The 18,209-nt window shown below is 64.7% G+C and carries 17 protein-coding genes and 1 pseudogene; 11 read left to right on the forward strand and 7 right to left on the reverse strand.

From position 1 onward, the window contains the following. The 4 genes and pseudogenes from GEU84_RS16420 to gndA form a co-directional block, all read left to right on the forward strand. A pseudogene (locus GEU84_RS16420) lies at nucleotides 1-127 on the forward strand (succinyl-CoA--3-ketoacid-CoA transferase); the annotation flags it as partial. Between the two features lie 115 nt (nucleotides 128-242). Then, entirely contained in the window at nucleotides 243-1,571 is a 1,329-nt protein-coding gene (locus GEU84_RS16425) for a class-II fumarase/aspartase family protein (protein ID WP_152828098.1), read from the forward strand. Between the two features lie 53 nt (nucleotides 1,572-1,624). After that, on the forward strand, nucleotides 1,625-2,311 hold the full coding sequence (locus tag GEU84_RS16430; RefSeq protein WP_152828100.1) for a fumarylacetoacetate hydrolase family protein: 687 nt from the start codon (nucleotides 1,625-1,627) through the stop codon (nucleotides 2,309-2,311). Nucleotides 2,312-2,381: 70 nt separating this feature from the next. Further along, entirely contained in the window at nucleotides 2,382-3,791 is a 1,410-nt protein-coding gene (gene gndA / locus GEU84_RS16435; protein ID WP_152828102.1) for an NADP-dependent phosphogluconate dehydrogenase, read from the forward strand. Between the two features lie 15 nt (nucleotides 3,792-3,806). Here gndA and GEU84_RS16440 read toward each other — a convergent pair whose 3' ends face one another. Next, nucleotides 3,807-5,090 (reverse strand): acetylornithine deacetylase/succinyl-diaminopimelate desuccinylase family protein, encoded by a 1,284-nt coding sequence (locus tag GEU84_RS16440; protein ID WP_152828104.1) that lies wholly within the window; start codon nucleotides 5,088-5,090, stop codon nucleotides 3,807-3,809. 132 nt (nucleotides 5,091-5,222) lie between these two features. Between GEU84_RS16440 and GEU84_RS16445 the strand changes: the two genes are divergently transcribed. The 7 genes from GEU84_RS16445 to GEU84_RS16475 are packed head-to-tail and all read left to right on the forward strand — an operon-like array spanning nucleotide 5,223 to nucleotide 12,232. Continuing rightward, nucleotides 5,223-6,299, forward strand: a complete 1,077-nt coding sequence (locus tag GEU84_RS16445; protein ID WP_152828106.1) for a hypothetical protein — start codon at nucleotides 5,223-5,225, stop codon at nucleotides 6,297-6,299. Continuing rightward, nucleotides 6,300-7,427 (forward strand): hypothetical protein, encoded by a 1,128-nt coding sequence (locus GEU84_RS16450; protein ID WP_174539932.1) that lies wholly within the window; start codon nucleotides 6,300-6,302, stop codon nucleotides 7,425-7,427. Between the two features lie 9 nt (nucleotides 7,428-7,436). Beyond that, on the forward strand, nucleotides 7,437-9,359 hold the full coding sequence (locus GEU84_RS16455) for an AAA family ATPase (RefSeq protein ID WP_152828108.1): 1,923 nt from the start codon (nucleotides 7,437-7,439) through the stop codon (nucleotides 9,357-9,359). Beyond that, complete coding sequence (locus GEU84_RS16460) at nucleotides 9,356-9,931, forward strand: hypothetical protein (protein WP_152828110.1); 576 nt, start codon at nucleotides 9,356-9,358, stop codon at nucleotides 9,929-9,931. Before GEU84_RS16455 ends, GEU84_RS16460 begins: the two co-directional genes overlap by 4 nt. Nucleotides 9,932-9,934: 3 nt before the next feature. Continuing rightward, nucleotides 9,935-11,281 carry a DUF6638 family protein gene (locus GEU84_RS16465; RefSeq protein WP_152828112.1) on the forward strand — a complete coding sequence of 449 codons (1,347 nt, stop codon included), beginning with the start codon at nucleotides 9,935-9,937 and terminating at the stop codon, nucleotides 11,279-11,281. Further along, on the forward strand, nucleotides 11,278-11,547 hold the full coding sequence (locus GEU84_RS16470) for a hypothetical protein (protein ID WP_152828114.1): 270 nt from the start codon (nucleotides 11,278-11,280) through the stop codon (nucleotides 11,545-11,547). The genes GEU84_RS16465 and GEU84_RS16470 overlap by 4 nt, the downstream gene beginning before the upstream one ends. Nucleotides 11,548-11,554: 7 nt before the next feature. Further along, complete coding sequence (locus GEU84_RS16475; protein ID WP_152828117.1) at nucleotides 11,555-12,232, forward strand: DUF1523 family protein; 678 nt, start codon at nucleotides 11,555-11,557, stop codon at nucleotides 12,230-12,232. 94 nt (nucleotides 12,233-12,326) lie between these two features. Here the strand turns inward: GEU84_RS16475 and GEU84_RS16480 are convergent, their stop codons facing one another. The 6 genes from GEU84_RS16480 to GEU84_RS16505 all read right to left on the reverse strand — a co-directional run bounded on the left by GEU84_RS16480 (nucleotide 12,327) and on the right by GEU84_RS16505 (nucleotide 18,200). Continuing rightward, nucleotides 12,327-13,106 carry a creatininase family protein gene (locus GEU84_RS16480; protein ID WP_152828119.1) on the reverse strand — a complete coding sequence of 260 codons (780 nt, stop codon included), beginning with the start codon at nucleotides 13,104-13,106 and terminating at the stop codon, nucleotides 12,327-12,329. Beyond that, complete coding sequence (locus GEU84_RS16485; protein WP_152828121.1) at nucleotides 13,103-13,711, reverse strand: NAD(P)H-dependent oxidoreductase; 609 nt, start codon at nucleotides 13,709-13,711, stop codon at nucleotides 13,103-13,105. Before GEU84_RS16485 ends, GEU84_RS16480 begins: the two co-directional genes overlap by 4 nt. A gap of 172 nt (nucleotides 13,712-13,883) precedes the next feature. Next, nucleotides 13,884-15,281 carry an FAD-binding oxidoreductase gene (locus GEU84_RS16490; protein WP_152828123.1) on the reverse strand — a complete coding sequence of 466 codons (1,398 nt, stop codon included), beginning with the start codon at nucleotides 15,279-15,281 and terminating at the stop codon, nucleotides 13,884-13,886. Then, nucleotides 15,278-16,546: a cytosine deaminase gene (locus tag GEU84_RS16495; protein WP_152828126.1), complete on the reverse strand. Its 1,269-nt coding sequence runs from the start codon at nucleotides 16,544-16,546 to the stop codon at nucleotides 15,278-15,280. Before GEU84_RS16495 ends, GEU84_RS16490 begins: the two co-directional genes overlap by 4 nt. Beyond that, a complete protein-coding gene (locus tag GEU84_RS16500; RefSeq protein WP_152828128.1) occupies nucleotides 16,546-17,412 on the reverse strand; it encodes an ABC transporter permease in 867 nt (288 codons plus the stop codon). The genes GEU84_RS16495 and GEU84_RS16500 overlap by 1 nt, the downstream gene beginning before the upstream one ends. Beyond that, nucleotides 17,409-18,200 (reverse strand): ABC transporter ATP-binding protein, encoded by a 792-nt coding sequence (locus GEU84_RS16505; RefSeq protein WP_241427741.1) that lies wholly within the window; start codon nucleotides 18,198-18,200, stop codon nucleotides 17,409-17,411. Before GEU84_RS16505 ends, GEU84_RS16500 begins: the two co-directional genes overlap by 4 nt. Nucleotides 18,201-18,209: the final 9 nt, after the last annotated feature.

Genomic DNA, 18,209 nt, shown 5'->3' on the forward strand with positions numbered 1-18,209 from the left:
CAACCGCATCATCACCAATCTGGGCGTGCTCGACGTGGTGCCCGGCGGCCTTGCCATCGTCGAATGCGCCACCGGCGTCACCGAAGCCGACCTGCGCGCAGCCACCGAGGCCACCATCGTCAACTGACAACCCGCCGCAACCCACTCCACACTCCCCCATTTTCTGCCTGAAAATATCCTCGGGGGGTCCGGGGGGCAGACAGCCCCCCGGCTCCGACAAATACAAGCGCGAAAGCAAACACATGCCCGCAGCCCCCGCCGACAGCGCGCTTTACCGCAGCCTTTTTGGCGATGACGCCACGGCGCGGCTGTTCTCTGACGCGGCAGAAATCCGTGCCATGCTGCTGGTCGAGGGGGCGCTGGCCCGGGTGCAGGGCGCGCTGGGGCTGATACCCGCCGATGCGGCGGCTTTCATCGACCGCGCCAGCCGCGAGGTCATGATCGACCCGGCCGGGCTGGCGGCGGAGACCCGCAGCAACGGCGTGCCGGTTCCAGCGCTGGTCGATGCCTTCCGAAAGGCGATGGAGGCCCCGGCCCATGCGCAATACCTGCATTGGGGCGCGACCAGCCAGGACATCATGGATACTGGGCTGACCCTGCGGCTGAAGCAGGTGATTACTATGTGGGATCAGCGGCTTGGTGATCTGCTGGCAAACTTGGGCAACCTGGCGCGGGCCCATGCCGACCTGCCGATGGCGGCGCGGACCTATGGGCAGGTGGCCACGCCGACCAGTTTCGGCGCGGTGGTGGCGGGCTGGGGGCAACCCTTGATCCGGCACCGGGCGCGGCTGGCGGCGCTTGCGCCGCAAATCCTGATCGTGTCGCTGGGCGGGGCGGCGGGCACGCTGGCGGCTATGGGGCCGCAGGGGCCGCAGGTGCGGGCGGATCTGGCCCGGGCGCTGAACCTGGGCGATCCGGGGCAAAGCTGGCATGCCGAGCGTGACGGGATGGCGGGGTTTGCCGGCTGGATGGCGGGTGTGACCGCCACGCTGGGCAAGATGGCGGAGGATCTGATCCTGCTTGCGCAATCGGGCATCGGCGAGGTGGCGCTGGCGGGTGCCGGGGCCTCGTCCACCATGCCGCAAAAGCAGAATCCGGTGGCCCCCTCGGTGCTGGTGGCGCTGGCGCGGCAGTCGGCGGGGTTGGCCGCGATCATGCAGGGGGCCGCGCTGCACCGGCAGAACCGCGATGGCGCGGCCTGGTTCACCGAATGGCTGACCCTGCCACAGATGTGCATCTCGACCGGGGCGGCGCTGGCGCTGGCGGTTGATCTGGTGCCGCGCATCGTGCCGCAGCCTGCGCGGATGCTGGCCGGCGTGGAAGATGGCCTTGGCCTGATCCATGCCGAGGCGCTGAGCTTTGCATTGGCCGGGCATATGCCGCGCCCCGAGGCGCAGGCCGCCGTCAAGGCCTTGTGCCGCGAGGCGATGGCCACCGGCCAGCCCCTGCCCGCATTGGCCGGGCGTGATTTCCCGGGCCAGGACTGGGGGGCTATCCTGTCGGCCGAAGCACAATTGGGCGAGGCCCCGGCGCAGGCGCGGACCTTTGCGGCGGTGGCGCTGGGGGATTGACCGGCGCGCGTTCCGCCGCCAAGCCTTGCGTCCGCGAGCCACAGGAGTTTCCGATGACCGCCTATGTTTTTCCACCGCCTGCGCCACCCAGCGCGCCAGTTGCCGGGGCGGATACAAGGTTTCCGCTGCGCCGCGTCTATTGCATCGGGCGCAACTATGCAGCCCATGCCATTGAAATGGGCCATGATCCTGACCGCGAGCCGCCGTTCTTCTTTCAGAAAAACCCCGACAATCTGGATTTCAGCGGCGGTTTCCCCTACCCCGCCGAAACTGCCGATGTGCATCATGAGGTGGAACTGGCGGTCGCCCTTGGCGCGGGAGGCCGCAACATTTCCGAGACTGACGCGTTGGCCCATGTCTGGGGTTACGCCGTGGCGCTGGACATGACGCGGCGCGATCTGCAGGCTGCGGCCAAGGCGGCGGGCCGCCCCTGGGAAATCGGCAAGGCGTTTGAACATTCGGCCCCGATGGGGCAGCTGCATCCGGTGACGGCAGTCGGCCATCCGGCACAGGGGGCCATCCGCCTGACGGTGAATGGTGTCATCCGGCAAAGCGGCGACCTGAACCAGATGATCTGGAAACTGCCGGAAATCATTGCCCATCTGTCGCGTTTTTTCGTGCTTGCGGCGGGTGACGTGATCTTGACCGGGACGCCTTCGGGGGTGGGGCCGGTGCAGCGCGGCGATGTGATGGAGGCTGCGATTGACGGCCTGGCCCCGTTGACAGTCACCGTGGTGTGACGCGGCTCGGCTTTACATCCCGGCAAAGGCAGGCCTCTATGCCGCCACAACACAGCGGAACGGAGCAAGCATGAGTGACGCGGCAATCGGCCTGATCGGCCTTGGCACCATGGGGGCGATGCTGGCCCTGAACATCGCCGAAAAGGGCTTCCCCATCGCGGTCTGGAACCGCACCACCGCCGTGACGCGGCAATTTGCAGCCGGTGCGGGCGATCTGGCCGCACGCATCACGCCCACCGAAAGCCTTGAGGCCTTGGTGGCCGCCATCACCCCGCCGCGCGCGATCATCCTGATGGTGCCAGCAGGGCCCGCGGTGGACGAGCAGATTGCCGCGCTGCGCCCGCTGCTGGGCCCGGATGACATGATCATCGACGCGGGCAATGCGAATTTCCACGACACAAACCGCCGTGCGGCGGATGCGGCTGCCGCGGGCGTGCCGTTCCTCGGCATCGGCGTGTCGGGTGGCGAAGAAGGCGCGCGGCACGGGCCGTCGATCATGGGCGGCGGGCCGATAGCGGCCTGGGACCGGGTGGCCCCGATCCTGACCGCGATTGCGGCGAAACATGAAGGCGAGGCCTGCGCCACCTGGATGGGCGAGGCCGGTGCGGGGCATTTCGTCAAGGCGGTGCACAACGGCATCGAATATGCCGACATGCAGATGATCGCCGAGATCTACGGCGTGATGCGCGACGGCATGGGCATGGATGCCGCAGCCATCGGCGAGGTGTTCCGGGGCTGGAACGCGGGTGTGCTGAAATCCTACCTGATCGAGATTTCCGCCGCCGTTTCCGTCGCAACCGACCCGGTGACAGGCAGCCCGATGCTGGATGTGATCCTTGACCGCGCGGGCCAGAAGGGCACCGGGAGCTGGACGGTGATCGAGGCGCAGCATCTGGGGGCCGCCATTCCGGCCATCGAGGCGGCGGTCATGGCGCGCAACCTTTCGGCCCGGCTGGAGGAACGGCTGGCGGGCGAGGCGGTGTTCGGCGCAGCCCCGCGCGCCCTGCCCGGGTCACTGTCGCTGGATGTGCTGGAACAGGCGCTGATTGCCGGAAAGATCCTGTGCTATGCGCAGGGTTTCGCGCTGATTTCCGCCGCATCGGCCAGTTTCGGCTGGGCTTTGCCCTTGCCCGCGATTGCCCGGGTGTGGCGCGAGGGTTGTATCATCCGGTCCGCCATGCTGGACGACATGGCCAATGCGCTGACCGACGCGCCCGACCGCAACCTTATGCTGGCGCCGTTCTTTGCCGAGAAGCTGGCATCGGCCCAGACCGGCCTGCGCGACACGGTGGCCGAATGCGCGCGGGCCGGTCTGCCGGTGCCTGCGCTGGCCTCGGGCCTTGCGTGGTTCGACATGATGCGCACGGGGCGTTCCACCGCCAACATGATCCAGGCGCAGCGCGATTTCTTTGGCGCGCACGGGTTTGAACGCGTGGATGGCGGCGCGGGCAAACACGGCCCCTGGGGCGCGCATGGCTGAACCGCTGGCGCGGTCTCAGCCGCTCTGGTTAGCGCCCAGCAATTCATTCAGCGTCAGCGCCATCACCTTGGCGCTGTCCAGCATGTCCTGCACGCCCACCCATTCATCCGGCTGGTGCGCCAGATGCAGCAGGCCCGGGCCATAGGCGATGCAGTTTTTCAGCTTGCCGATCCGGTCGATGTGTTTCTGGTCGTAGGTGCCGGGTGACACCACATAATCGGCCTGCCGCGCCAGCACCTTCTCAATCGCCGCCGCCACCGTGCGCACAACCGGGGCGTCACGGTCGGTCATCACCGGATGCACCTCGAACAGATCGCGGATCTCATAGCGGAAGGTCGGGCGCGTGGCCTTGACCCGTTCCATCAGCGCGGTCAATTCGGCCTTTACCGCCGCCAGATCCTCCTCGATCAGAAAGCGCCGGTCCAGGATGATGCGGCAGCGGTCAGCCACGCAGGGCGCGGGCAGGCCGGTATAGCCGGGCTCGGGCTCTGGCTCGCCCCCGTGGATAGAATTGATGTTCAGGGTGGATTGCCGCGCGCCTTCGGGCGTCACCGGCATGGCGGATTGCCGGCCCGCCAGCAGCGGGTAAAGCGTGGTCTCGATCTCTGCCAGCACTGCGCCCATGTGCCGGATGGCAGAATCACCAAGGAAGGGCATCGAGCCATGTGCAATGCGGCCCAACGTTTCCACCTCGGCCCACCAGACACCGCGATGACCTAGGCAGATGCGGTCCTTGTGCAAGGGTTCGGGGATGATGGCATGGGTGACATGGGCGAAATGGCCCTGTTCCGCCAGATAGGCCACGCCGCCATAACCGCCCGATTCCTCGTCCGCCGTGGCAGAAATCTCGATGCTGCCGCGGTAATCCGGGCAGGTGGCGATGAAGGCCTCGGCCGCGATGATGCTGGCGGCCAGCCCGCCCTTCATGTCGCAGGAACCCCGGCCATAGATGCGGTCGCCGTCCAGTTCGCCGCCAAAGGGGTCGCGCGTCCAGCCATGGCCAACCTCGACCACGTCATGATGGCTGTTGAAATGCACACAGTCGCCGGGGGCAGAGCCGTAGTGCCGCGCCACAAGGTTCCAGCGCGGATGCGCGTCGCTGTCGCCGGGGGCCCCATGGGCGCGGATCAGGTCCACCGCGAAGCCAGCCGCCACCAGTCGCGCCGCCAGATAATCGCAAATCTGGCGATAATTCAGCCCCGGCGGGTTCAGCGTGGGAATGCGGATCAAGCCCTGCGCCAACCCGATCAGGTCGGCGCGGCGCGCATCAACGGCGGTGCAAAGCATCTGGTCATCCATGGCGACATGGTGCCGGGCGGGCAACGGCAGGGCAAGCCGGATTTGGGATGTCCGGTTTTCTGATGACGCCGGGGATGTAATTTGCCATTACTTTACCCAGATCACTGCAATGACATTCCACCGGAGGGCATGATGGCCGATTTTGACGCACAGATCCGCGAAAGCCAGGATCAGGTGGCCCGCGCACAGGCAAAGATTTCCGACATCACCGGCCGCATAGAGACGGCCCGCGCCAAGCTGGACGCAGGCGAGGTGGCGATAGACATCGAAAATGCCACGCTGGACGATGTGCACAAGCACACCGATCTGATGAACGCCAACATCGCCGAACTCATCATGGGGCTGGATGATGTGACGGCGGGATTCTCGAAAGATTTCGACGAGATGCGCTCGAAGACCGGGATGGAAAGCTTCATCGGCATCTTTTCGGCGGGCAAGTCGGAATCGATGCGGCAGGAACGGCTGCGCACCGCCAGCATCGACGACAAGTTGCAGGATCTGATCGCCAAATCCGACGTGATCGTGAAACTGCTGCAAGGCCAGCTTGACCTGCTGAACACCCAGAAAGCCAAGGTCGAGGCCAACCTGACCGGCACGCTGGACGAACGCGAGGCCACCGTTGCGGCGCTGGAGGCTGTGCGCGGTGAAATTCTGGCGATGGACCCCAAGATCATCGAGCTTGAGGGCAAGATCTCGGTCGAGCAGGATGCTGCGGCGCGCACCCGGCTGGAAACCGAACTGGCTGGCATGAACACCCGCTACAACGCGCTGGTGCAGGACGAACAGGTGAAACTGGCCAAATCGCAGACGCTGGAACGCTATATCGAAAAGGGCAAGACCTGGGTCGACAGCCTGCAAAATCAGGCGGCCACCCAGATGGTGCTGATCAACAAGTTGCAGACGGATACCAAGCAGCGGGTGGTGCTGTATGATGCGCTGACCAGCAGCCTGAAAACCGCCCAGCAGCAGGATGTGGCCCACCGCATCAACGAGATCGGCGTGAAGACGGACCAGGAGGCGCAGGCGGCCATGGCAGCCATCGGTTCCGCCACCAATGACCGGATGGCCGACATGCTGGAAAGCCACGAGGATCACATGGTTTTCGCCCGCAAGGTGCTGGAACAAAAGGCCAAGGCGGATGAGCGTTTCGCCCGCCGCTTTGCCGCGATTGTCGAAAAGCATGACAAGAACCTGTATGGCGATCCGTAAGTGACGACGACGAGCCTCACCGACGACCACGCCCAGCTTTACGATACCGCCGTGGCGCGGCGCTATTTCGCCAAGTTCGACCGGATCACCGGCCATCTGGCCCGCGTGGCGGCTGATCTGGAAAGCGAGGGCCGCCTGAGCCGGGTCGAAGCGCGGATGCTGGGGCAGTATCTGGCGGCGTTGGCGGCCAGCTTTCGCGCGCTCAGCCACAAATACCTGATGACCGGGCGGGTGGAAGGCCCCCTGCCCGGGCGGCTGACCTTTGACCGACACGAGTCGGGCTTTCCGGTGGCGCAGGAACTGATGGTCATGGCCAATGACGCGCAGCAGGCGGCCAAACATCTGTCCGGCATGGCCTCGGCGGCGGATCTGAAAGACCGCATGGTGCGGCAGATCGTAGGCGACATGACCATCCCCACCAAGCTGCAATTCGCCCTGTCACAACGGCTGTATTACGAGGCGCTGGCGGCGGGCGGTCTGTTCTGGGCGCGCAATGACCCCGACGCGCAATGGTTGGCCGAGGCGGATGGCCGCCGCCGCTATCTGGTGCACTGGGCCGTCTATGACAGCCAGGTGAACCTGCCCGTGGTCTATCTGATGGAGCTGGAGGATTCCGGCCGCAAGCCCCTGCCCACCGATGACCGCCGCTGGCCGGGCGTGCAGGCGCATCTGATGGCGCAATCGCTTGGCGGGCTGAAATTGCTGACCATCGCCACCGGCTTTGACACCGATTTTGCCGACTTGCACCCCAAACGCCTGCGCCGCATCCACCTTGGCCCGATGTATTCGCACAGCTTTACCCTGCAATCGGGCCCGATTTCCGACGTGCTGGCCGATGCGCGGGCCGAGGCGGGCATGGATTGGGCACTGGTGTGGACGATCGAGGATCTGGTGGCGGACCGGGTGGAACAGGTGAAGGAAGGCTGGTTCGGCACGGTAGAGCGGCAGATCTTCGCGCTAGACCCCTTTGCCGGGCGGGGGGCCGACACCGGTGCCAGCAAGACCGAACGCATGATCATCCTGCCCGAACGCCCGTTTCAGGTGCTGGCGGAAAAGAACCCGCCCGGCTTTGCCGATGTGCGCAAATTCGTGGTGGGCGGCGGCGGGCGCGTCATAAGTTACAGATAGGGGGCGGGGATGACCACACGCGACACGATGGAACTGCGCGAAGACAGTATCCGCACCCATTACGCGGCGGCCCTGGCCCTGTTGACCGGGTTCGACCACGCGCCCCGGCTGGGCAAGGCTGCGGCCCCGAGCGCCGAAGTCTCGGCGGGGCTTGGCACCCGCCGCGCCTTCCGGTCCACCACGCCCGGCCTTGTCACCCGCCCCACGGCCCGGCCCGGCGGCGTCCGGCTGGTGGAACGGGTGGAGGGCGCGGGCGACGGGTTGATCTCGCCCGTGCAGGCGCAGGTGCTGCATGCCCTGCGCCGCGCCGTGGCGATTGCGCTGGCGATGGGCGAGGGCCTTGCCGACCAGACCGGCCTTGTGGAGTTGAAGAAAGCCAATCTCGAGGCGCGGCTGGCCGATGCCAAACGCGCCGAATTCACCGAACTGCTGGCGGCCGAGGCGCTGGTGGTGCTGCATGTCTTTGCCAATGCCACCGCCTTTTTGCTTGCCCCCCACCTGGGCGAGGTGACGGTAGAGGTGGGCACGGTGGACGAGGTGCTGACCGACAATGCCGCCCTTGGCCTGCAAGGCGCGCTGTGGGAACTGGATCAGGACATCGGCCTTCTGGCGACGGACGAGACGCGGCTGGTGGCCACGGTCGCGGGCTTTGCCGAGGCGCTGATGGCCAAGGTGGCGGCACGCGCCGCGACCGCCCCGCGCCTTGCCGCCTTCGCCGATGCCAGCTGGCGGGTCGAGGCGGACGGCCTGACCCTGGCCGGTTTCACCCCGGCGTTGAAGGCCAAGGGCACCACCCTGACCATGGCCTTCAAGAAACCGCAGGAGGTGATCGGCAACCACATCGCCAAATATCAGGCGCTGCGTCTGGCGAAAATGCTGATGGCCTATGATTTTACCCGGCGGCTGAACCCCTTTGCCGAAATGGGTGGCTTCATCTTCACCTTTATGGGCGATGGCAAACCGGGCACGGGCAAGACCACGCTGATACAGATGATGGCGGGGCTGTTGAACGATTACTGTCAGGTGGCGGGCTTTCCCTTCCGCTATCAGAATTTCTCGATCGACCAGATCGACAGCTATCAGGGCAAATCCGGGCAGAACGCGCAGGCCTTCATCCAGAACGTGCTGGACCCGGCGGTGATCGGCTTTGGCACCATAGACGACATTGATCAGGTGGCGGGCAAGCGCGGCGACCGGCAATCCTCGGCGGGCCAGCAAGAGGTGACGGCGGTGTTCATGCAGGCCTTTGCCGGGGCCAATACCGTGGTGCGGGGCAATTGCACCTTTGGCATGTTTTCGAACTACCCCGAGAATGTGGACGATGCCCTGCGCCAGCGCGCCGGTGCGCGGTTTCTGGTGGACGGGCCGATCTCGCGCGAGGATTACATCGACATTCTGGCGCTTCTGCTGGGCAAGAACCACGCAATCCCCTTGGGCGACCACGATCTTTTCGCCGCGCAGGAAATCCGCCGCGCCGTGGCCGCCAGCTTTGCATCGCACGGGCGGCCCAAGGAAGACGGCCTGATCCGCGTCTGGGATCAGGTGGCCCGCGACCTCGGCCCGCTGGATACCATCGCCAAGCTGGGCACCTATCTGAAGGCGATCCAGGCTGCGGATGAGCGGTTTACCGGCCGCGCGATCAAGAACATCACCGACGCGGTGAAGGTGCGGGCGATGGATTTCGAACTGCCCGATGAATGGATGGCTGAGCCCGACCTGTTCCTGTTCAAACCCTATGACGAGAAACTCGCCATGATCCGCGGGCTGGCGCAGCCGATCACCGTGGAGATGGTGGTGCAGGAAATCAACCGCTACGCGGACAGCGAGTTCCGCTATGCCGACAAGTCGGACGAGGTGGCGATCGAGGGGCTGGTGCGGGACATGGGGCGGATGGAGGAAGCGCGGCGGCGGTATGGGGAGGGGCGGGGGTGAGTGAAACGCTTGCCAACTTGACAAATACAATCACAGCGATTGCTGCCATTGGTGGCGTTGTGGTCGCTTGTCGGGGCTTGCGGACTTGGAAACACCAAATCCTTTGGCAGCAAGGCAGGGGGTTGGCAGTCTCACTGGTAATTTCAGCAAATAAAATCAGGCTCAAGGCCTTAACTGTCCAAAGCGAGTTTGCCTTTCATTATGACGAAGCGCGGCCTCTGCAAGAAAGCCAGTTCAACAAATTGGCTACCGATGTGCGAGCGTTTGTAGCTGATTTGGATAGTCTTGTTGATGAACTGGAAGGATTGTCGGTCGAGGCAAAGCTTATGTGGGACGTTTCATTCGACGAAGTGATTTCGGTTTTCAGAGATAGTGCCCACTCAATAAGGGGATATGTCTTTGGGGGTATAGGTTCCATTAGTCCAATCACGGATAGCTTTCAAAGAGATCAAGCAAGAGGCACGATGAACATGTTTCGTGATGATATTTATGGTCAGTCGAGCATATTTAAAAATATGAAAGGCGCAATTGAGAGTATCGAGCACATCATCAAAGAAAAGTTGCCGAGGTAGCTGATGAAACGCCTCATCACCGCCGGCCTCATGTTCGGCAACCTCATCGAAATCTCCTCCCCCGCCCTTGTCGAGCGTTACAACCGCGCGCTGAAGCATCTGACGGGCAAGACCACCGCCCTTTCCGATTTCCACATCGACATTTCCGGCTATTCCCCGGAGATCGGTGATGAATTCGGCGATGACCATTACCTGAACCCCAACGGCTGCAACCGCCAATTCATCCTGCTGACCACCGCGCAGAAAACCGCGCCGCTGCTCAATATCAAATTCTCCACCTCGCGCGGTATCCTCAGGCAATTCATCGAGGCCAACGAGGCGCAGTTGTTTGCCCTGACGGCCCGCGATGCCGTGGCGGGGGAACTGGCCAATTCGGTCTATGAGGTGTCCACCCCCGCGCGGCTGTTCGACATCCGCAAGATCACCATCGAGGCCGATACCATCGGCAGCCACGTCCGCGATGCCAGAAAGCTGGGCAGCCTGATCGACCGTTTCCGCAATGAACCCGACGGTTGGCGCGACGATCTGCTGATTGCCGACATGATCGGGCTGGCCAAGAAAACCGGCGACATCACCCGCGTGCCAATCGCCCTGCCGGTGATGAACTTCGAACAGGCGAATTTCTGGACCTCGCATTTCGGCGGGTTCTACATCTTCCGCGATGTGGCCTTTCCCGGCGTCATCACCACCTTGCCCAAGGCGGGGCTTGGTGCATTGCCGGTGTCGCCGCTGATGGACCTGCGGCAGCGCAACGAGATTGCCGACTGGCTGGCCCGCAACAATCTGGTGGAGCCCGTGGTGCAGGCGCGCGGGCTGGATGCGGGCGCGCTGTTGCGGCAGAAGATGGATTTCATTCTGGTCGATGCCGCCGATGCGCTGAACCTTGAACTGGGGCAGGCCACCCGCGCCGACCTGCGCAAGATCGCGCAGCGGCTGGGCTCGGCCCTGCCGCAGGAGTTTCTGGGGCTGGCGGCGCTGCTGCGCTGGGTCGAGGGCGGGGGCGAATGGCCGCGCATCACATCGGAACATCCGGCCTATTTCTACACCCTGCGCGCCCGCGGCCACCGTGACCGCGATCTGGTGAACATGCTGCTGGCCGAACTGGCCCCGCTGGACGTGCGACAGATGTATATCGTGCACAAGGAACTGTTCTACGCCACCTATGCCACATGGTCCGACCGCAAGCGCGGCTATGTGGCCGATTTTCTGGAACGCGAATACAAGGTAGACAAGGCGGGTGCCCGCGCCACGCTGTTCGGGCCGGAACCGGGAATGGATGACGCCGCCCCGCCGCCAGACACGGTGGCGCCGGTGGGGCCATGGGGCAGCATCCGCAGGGGGGCACGATGATATTGGGGTTCTTGCGCCTGATGCTGTTCGGCTTTGTGGGGCTGACGGTTCTGTATCTGCTGCTGTCGGTCTATTCCCGGTCAGTCCGCCGCGAATGGCTGGAGAAACGGTTCGACGCGGGGGGTGTGCCCGGCGACCGCGATACCTATATCCGTGACGGGATGCGGGCCTATGAACGGGGCCTGCGCAAGAAACTGCTCTGGCTGGTTTACATCATCCCCGCCGTGGTCTTTACCGTGGTGTTCTGGTCACTGAATTTCTCGTGAGGGCGCGATGCGTTATGTGAAATGGGGTCTGATCACCCTTGCGGTGCTGCTGGTCGGCAGCTTTCTGCACTATACCCTGCCGCAGCATGACATCGTGCGCATCGTGGGGGCCAACACGCAGCGGATGGATCTGGGCGAGAATGCGTGGTTCTTTGCAGCACCCGATGCGGGAACGGCGGTATCCACCGGCGGCAACCGCGATGTGAAATTCATCGAGACCATCCGCCAGAACGGCCGCCCGATGGTTTACCGCAACGAGGATACAAGCTGGGGCTGGCCGCCCTATTTCAAGGTGAACAGCTTTGACATCCAGGCGCAGGCCGCCGACCTGACCTCGACCGAGGCGGCGCCGCGCTGGGTTGTCATAACGCATTACGGCTGGCGCAACCAGTTGTTCACGATTTTCCCGAATGCGGTGCGGCTGCGTGCGGTTGAGAGCCCGGATGTCACGATCATCCCGTGGTTCAACATTTTCTTCTTTGTGTTCTGGGGCTTCATCCTGCTGCTGATGCGCCGGATGTGGTTGCAGTTCCGCGAACGCACCATCGACCCGGCGCTGGAGGATGTGGGCGACGCATGGGATGTGGTGGATGCCCGCGCCGATGCGGCAGGCGCGCGGGCGCGTGGCACCTGGGGGCGGTTCACCGGCTGGCTGGGCACCTGGCGCGGCAAGCCCCGGCGCTAGCACGTATTGCCGATGGCGAGGCGGGGGTTTCACACCCCCGCACCCCCGTGGGATACTTGTGTCTGGAAAGAGGGCAAGAACCCGGGTTTCAGGTTCAGGCCGCGTCAAATCCATCCAGCGGCATGGCCTGCACCTGCCGCAGCAATGCGATGAAGCCCGCCACCTGATGCGCCGCCGTGGCCCGGCCCTTTTCGGCGGTGCCAGCCGCCGCATTGCCCACCACGCCTGCCGGGTTCAGGTCTGACGCGATCCAGCCATAGCTGACCGGCCCAATGGGGGAAATCGGCGCAGTCTCGGCGGATGAGGCGAAGTTCCGAGCGGCCGTCATGTCCACTGTCTCGGGCCGGAAATGCAGCATCAGCGACGTTTCCATGTCACCGCCATGGATGCCAAAAGCCATTTCATGCGGCGTGTGAAGCCCCTCGGGCACACCAAAGCTGGTCCATTGGCATTTCACCGCCAGCATGCCCGCCCGCACCCGCAATTCGCGCGACAGGATCGAACACAGGTCCAGATTGCCGCCATGGCTGTTCACGATCACGATCTTGCGCAGACCCGCGCGGGCAACCGACAGGCCGATTTCCACCCAGGCCGCCAGTGCGGTTTCCGCGGCCAAAGTCAGCGTGCCGGGGGCCCAGAGGTGTTCGTTCGATTTGCCCACCGCCTGCACCGGCAGGATGCGGATATCCAGATCTTCCGGGCAATCGGCGCGCAGCCGCGCCAACATGCCCTCGGCGATCAGCGTATCGGTGCCCAACGGCAGATGCGGGCCGTGCTGCTCGATGGCCGCGGTGGGCAGGATGGCAATGGTGCGCATGGGATCAAGGCCCGCAAATTCGTTGGCGCGGTAATCGGCCCAGTCAAACCGCCTCATCCGGCCCCCCGCAGCAGGTGATCCATCTTGGCCGCCACCCGTTCCAGATGGCGACGGCGGCTGGCATCGGTGGAACTGTCCATCAGGTAATGCGCGGCAAACGCCACTCGCCTGCCGCGCGGCAGCAAAAACCCCACACCCCGCAGCAGGGTGCGCCTGCCCGGGGCCCCGACCAAAGCGGTCAGCCACCAGCTTGCGCCGCAGGTGGTGAATACGCCCAGCCGTTTGATGTGGTGCAGGCCGGGGCGGATCACCCTGCTGGTCGCATCCGGCATCAGAAAGGCCACATCGGGCAGCAACACCCGGTCCAGCCAGCCTTTCAGCATGGCAGGCAGGCCATACCACCAGGTCGGATAGACAAAGATCAGCGTGTCGCACCAGGCGATGTCAGCCACATCCTGCGCCACCGGGGCCTGATTGGCGGGGCAATCGAGATAGCCCGCAAGTTCCGCATCGGTCAGCACCGGGGAAAAGCCGCGCGCGTAAAGGTCGGACAACCGGGTTTCGGCCCCGGCCGCCGCCAGTTTCGCCAGCACCACGTCGCGCACGGCGGCATTGAAACTGCCCGGCCGTGGGTGACAATAGACAATCAGCGCGCGGATCATGCGGCGCACCTTTTGCTGGCGGCGCTGGCCTTCGGGGCGAATATTCTTGCCAGGATGACACCAGGGGCCATGGCACCCTTTGCCCCTTCCTTCTGGCGCAAGTATCCCCGGGGGGTGAATGGCCGCAAAGCGGACCGAGGGGGGCAGACACCCCGCCCTTCCTTGCCGCCGCTCATCCCGCCACCTGCATGCGCGCATAGGCATAGACGCCTGCGAAATCGAAATCCGGATCATCCCAGGCGATCATCTTGCCGGGGTTCAACAGGCCCTTGGGATCGGCCTCGCGCTTGAAGGCCAATTGCCGGTCATCGACCGTCTGCCGCCCGCCTTCCTCCAACGTATAGCGGTGCGGGTTGAAGATCATGCAGCCCAGTTCCTCATGGATCTTCACGATCTCGTCCAGCCGCGCCTCGGTGGTGAAGCGCACGAGGCTGAGGCCCGCGAACATGGTCTGGCCGCCTTCCTGCATCACCTCCAGATGCTGCATGACTTCACCCGGGGGAAAGGCGGCGCGCACCGCCTCGACCCGCGCCAGATGGTCGGGGGCGGCGTAGCGCACTTGCAGATAGGTGATCTGCGCGTCCACCTTCAGCGCGCGCAGGGTTGTGTGGTTCCAACCGTATTCGAACACCGGGCCGGGTTCGCGCTGCCAGTCGGGCCAGTCGGTGCGCCAGATGATGCGGGCATCCGGGCGGCGGGCGGTGAACGTCAGAAACCCGTCCATCGCATGCGGGGCGATCATCAGCGCCAGCAGGTGCTGGCCGGGCTGCATGTAGGGGGCGACGCGCTGGAAATAGTCTTGCGCGATAGGGGCTTCGAACACGGTGATCAGCTTTTTCAGGATGCCCGGTTCATTGCCCAGATCGGCGGCGAATTGCGCCGCCTCGCGGAAGGTCTGGGTTGTCACGAACAGTTCCACCCAGTCATAGGCCGGGGCCAGCGGCATTTCGATCTCGGTGATGATGCCGTTTGTGCCATAGGCGTGGCTGACGCGGTGCAACTCCTCGCCGGTGAATTCCAGCACGCGCGGTTCGGCCTCCATCGTGACCACGCGCAGGCGGATGATGTTGCCCAGGTCGCGCAACGCGCCCCAGGTGCACGAACCCACACCGCCCGAGCCGCCGGCGATGAAACCGCCGATGGTGGCCGTGGCCCAAGTGCTGGAAAACATGCGGATTTCCTGGCCGGAATGCGCCTTGCAAGCCGCGTCCAGATCCTTCAGCAGGCAGCCGGGCTGCACGATAACCCGGCCGGGATGCACCCCGACCACCGCCGCCATGTTCTTCATGTGCAATATGCAGCCGCCCACCAGCGGCATGGCCTGCCCGTAATTGCCGGTGCCCGCGCCGCGCGTGGTGACAGGCACATCATGGGCATAGCAGGCGCGCAGAACCTCGATCACCTCGGCCTCATTCCGGGGGGCCACCACGAAATCGGCGGTGATATGGTCAAGGCGGGCTTTCAGCACCGGCGAATACCAGAAGAAATCGCGCGACTTGGCCCGCACCGACACCGGGTTTTCATCCAGTTCCAGATGCGACAGGGCGGCCTTGGCAGCGGCGATGTTCATGGGTTCTCCATCAGTGGGTCAAGGTCGGCATAGTCGGGCAAGACACGGGCAATCTGCCGCCCGGCGCGGATCACGATCCGGTCGGCTTGCGGGCGGGCAAAAAGCTCGGTCCAGCTGCGCGCCTTGCAGATCACCAGATCGGCGGGGGCACCGGGGGTGAGTGAGGGTGCGGAAAACCCACAGGCGCGGGCGGGGTTGGAAAGGAAGGCCTGCACCCAGTCGCTGCCCGAGTGATCCAGATGCCCGATGCGGGTCGCCTCGCGCATCACCTCGATCATGTCCATGTCGCCGTAAGCATAGAACGGATCGCGGGTGTTGTCGGATGCGAAAGAGACGTTGATGCCGCGCGCCTTCATTTCATGCACCAGCGTGATGCCGCGCCAGCGCGGGGTGCGGCCCGCCCGCCGGTCTTGCAGGTAAAGGTTGCACAGCGGCAGGCTGACCACATGCAGGCCCGCCCTTGCCACAATGTCCAGCGTGTGCAGCGCGGTGGCTTCCGCCATCACCGCCACCGAACAGCAGTGGCCCACCACCACCGGGGCGGAAAAACCGGTCTCCAGCACCGCTTCGGCGATCAGGCGCAGCGTGTTGGATCCCGCGTCGCCGGTTTCGTCCACATGGAAATCGGCACTCAGGCCAAGGCTGGCGGCCAGCCGCAGGAAGGCGCGGATGCGCTCGGCGATGTCGGGCAGCGGATATGTCACCATGCCCAGCACGCCACCATGCGCCGCCACAATATCCGCCGTCTGCCGGAACGGACCATCGGTCGAGAAATCTTCGGCCCCGATCAGGCAGGCGGCTTGCAGGGTGATGCGCCCTGCCCATTCCGCCCGCATGTCGGCAAAGACCGCAAAGCTGATGGCATCCTGCGGCGGGATAGCGTCCAGATGCGTGCGGATGGCGCCTGTGCCGTGGGCATAGGCCGCTTGCAGCGAAAACTGCATGCGGGCGCGCACATCATCCGCAGTCCATCGGGCGGCACGGTCTGCGCCCGCCGCCGTCAGCGCGCCCATGAAGGTGCCGTCGGGGTTCGGGCTGCGCGGCCAGATATGGCCCTTGTCCAGATGGGTATGCATGTCGATGAAGGCGGGAAAGACCATCGCGCCCTTCATGTCCACTGCCGGGGCGTCGCCCGTGCCGATCAGCCCGGCGTCCAGCGTCAGGCTGCTGCGCATCAGGTCGCCCGGCTGGCCCAACAGGCAGGCGGGCACAGTCACATTCTCCAGCCGCAGGGGGCGCACGTCGGGCAGCGTCATGAAATCCATCAGGTTTCCCGTTTCAAGGCGCTCTCGTGCCATTTGCGCAGCAGCATGTGCGACAAGAATGACAGGCCCGCAAAGATCACCACCCCGGTCAGCGCGATCAACAGCAGCGCGGCAAACATGCGCGGGATGTTCAGCCGGTATCCGGCCTCAAGAATGCGGAACGCAAGGCCCGATCCGATGCCCCCCGTCCCCGCCACATATTCCGCCACCACCGCGCCAATCAGAGACAGGCCCCCTGCAATGCGCAGCCCCCCCAGAAAATACGGCAACGCCGAAGGCAGTTGCAGATAGCGCAGCCGTTGCCAGCGCGTTGCACGGTAGATGCGCATCAGGTCGGTCAGGTTGTGGTCGGCCGATTTCAGCCCCAGCGTGGTGTTGGCCAGAATGGGAAAGAACGCCACGATCCAGGCGCACAGCAACAGCCCCGCCAGCCGGTTGTCGACATAGATGAAGATCAGCGGCGCGATGCTGACCACAGGCGTCACCTGCAAGATCACCGCATAGGGGTAGAACGACATCTCCGCCCAGCGGCTTTGCGTGAACAGCACCGCAAGCCCCACCCCGCCGATCACTGCCACGGCCAGCGCCATCAGCGTGATCTGCAACGTCACCAGCAGCGCGTCGAACAGGATGGCCCAATCCTTGACCAGCGTTTGCAGCACCAGACCGGGGCCGGGCAGGATGTAGTGCGGAATGTCATTCCAGACCACCACCCGGTCCCATGCCAGCACCCCCAGCGCCAGCACCAGCACCGGCAGCAGCCATTTCGCCACGCCCTCGATGCGCTTCATGCGGGCGCGGCGGGCCTCTTCTGCGTCAAACAGCGCGTCGGGGGCGGGCGGGATATGCCGGTCGGCCAAAGTCATGCGGCCACGCCTATCGCTTCGACCAAAGCGTCGGATGCGTCACGGCACAGCGCCGCATATTCGGGCGAGGTGCGAAAGATCATGTCGCGCGGATAGGGCGCGGGCACGGCCAGTTCGCGGATCACCCGGCCCGGGCGCGCGGCCATCACCACCACCCGGTCCGACAGGAACACCGATTCAAACACCGAATGGGTCACGAAGATCACCGTGCAGCCGATCTTGGCCTTCAGCGCCAGAAGATCATTGTTCAGCTTTTGCCGCGTGATCTCGTCAAGTGCTGCAAAGGGTTCGTCCATCAGGATCAGCCGGGGGTTCGTGACCAGCGCGCGGGCAATGGACACGCGCATTTTCATGCCGCCCGACAATTCGCGCGGATAGGCGTTGTGGAAATTCTCCAGCCCCACAAGTGCCAGTGCCCCGGCGATCCGGTCACGGACCGAGGCAAAGCTTTGCCCCCGCAGGCGGAATGGCAGCCAGACATTCTGCGCCACCGTGGCCCAAGGCATCAGCGTGGGTTCCTGAAACACCACGCCCAGATCACCCGCCTGCACCGCGCCGTTCCACACGATCCGCCCCGCAGTGGGCGGCATCAGACCCGAAATCAGCCGCAGCGCGGTGGATTTGCCGCAGCCCGACGGCCCCAGCAGCGAGATGAAATCACCCTCATGCACCGCGAGGTTCATCTTGCGCAACGCCACGACCGCGCCGTTGAACGACTTGTCCACGCCCTGCATCTCCAGCACCAGCGGGCGCTGGCCGGGGGGCAGGATGGGGCGGGGGTCGGTCATCGGTGTTCT

The sequence above is a fragment of the Fertoeibacter niger genome, from assembly GCF_009380135.2.
Classification (GTDB): Bacteria; Pseudomonadota; Alphaproteobacteria; order Rhodobacterales; family Rhodobacteraceae; genus Fertoeibacter; species Fertoeibacter niger.

Bases quoted from the DNA above. Each gene is read 5' to 3' on its own strand.
- GEU84_RS16455 (WP_152828108.1), top strand. From the start codon at position 7,437: ATGACCACACGCGACACGATGGAACTGCGCGAAGACAGTATCCGCACC.
- GEU84_RS16440 (WP_152828104.1), bottom strand. From the start codon at position 5,090: ATGGATGACCAGATGCTTTGCACCGCCGTTGATGCGCGCCGCGCCGAC.
- GEU84_RS16425 (WP_152828098.1), top strand. From the start codon at position 243: ATGCCCGCAGCCCCCGCCGACAGCGCGCTTTACCGCAGCCTTTTTGGC.
- GEU84_RS16445 (WP_152828106.1), top strand. From the start codon at position 5,223: ATGGCCGATTTTGACGCACAGATCCGCGAAAGCCAGGATCAGGTGGCC.
- GEU84_RS16495 (WP_152828126.1), bottom strand. From the start codon at position 16,546: ATGGATTTCATGACGCTGCCCGACGTGCGCCCCCTGCGGCTGGAGAAT.
- GEU84_RS16490 (WP_152828123.1), bottom strand. From the start codon at position 15,281: ATGAACATCGCCGCTGCCAAGGCCGCCCTGTCGCATCTGGAACTGGAT.
- GEU84_RS16470 (WP_152828114.1), top strand. From the start codon at position 11,278: ATGATATTGGGGTTCTTGCGCCTGATGCTGTTCGGCTTTGTGGGGCTG.
- gndA (WP_152828102.1), top strand. From the start codon at position 2,382: ATGAGTGACGCGGCAATCGGCCTGATCGGCCTTGGCACCATGGGGGCG.
- GEU84_RS16430 (WP_152828100.1), top strand. From the start codon at position 1,625: ATGACCGCCTATGTTTTTCCACCGCCTGCGCCACCCAGCGCGCCAGTT.
- GEU84_RS16500 (WP_152828128.1), bottom strand. From the start codon at position 17,412: ATGACTTTGGCCGACCGGCATATCCCGCCCGCCCCCGACGCGCTGTTT.
- GEU84_RS16475 (WP_152828117.1), top strand. From the start codon at position 11,555: ATGCGTTATGTGAAATGGGGTCTGATCACCCTTGCGGTGCTGCTGGTC.
- GEU84_RS16480 (WP_152828119.1), bottom strand. From the start codon at position 13,106: ATGAGGCGGTTTGACTGGGCCGATTACCGCGCCAACGAATTTGCGGGC.
- GEU84_RS16485 (WP_152828121.1), bottom strand. From the start codon at position 13,711: ATGATCCGCGCGCTGATTGTCTATTGTCACCCACGGCCGGGCAGTTTC.
- GEU84_RS16465 (WP_152828112.1), top strand. From the start codon at position 9,935: ATGAAACGCCTCATCACCGCCGGCCTCATGTTCGGCAACCTCATCGAA.
- GEU84_RS16505 (WP_241427741.1), bottom strand. From the start codon at position 18,200: ATGACCGACCCCCGCCCCATCCTGCCCCCCGGCCAGCGCCCGCTGGTG.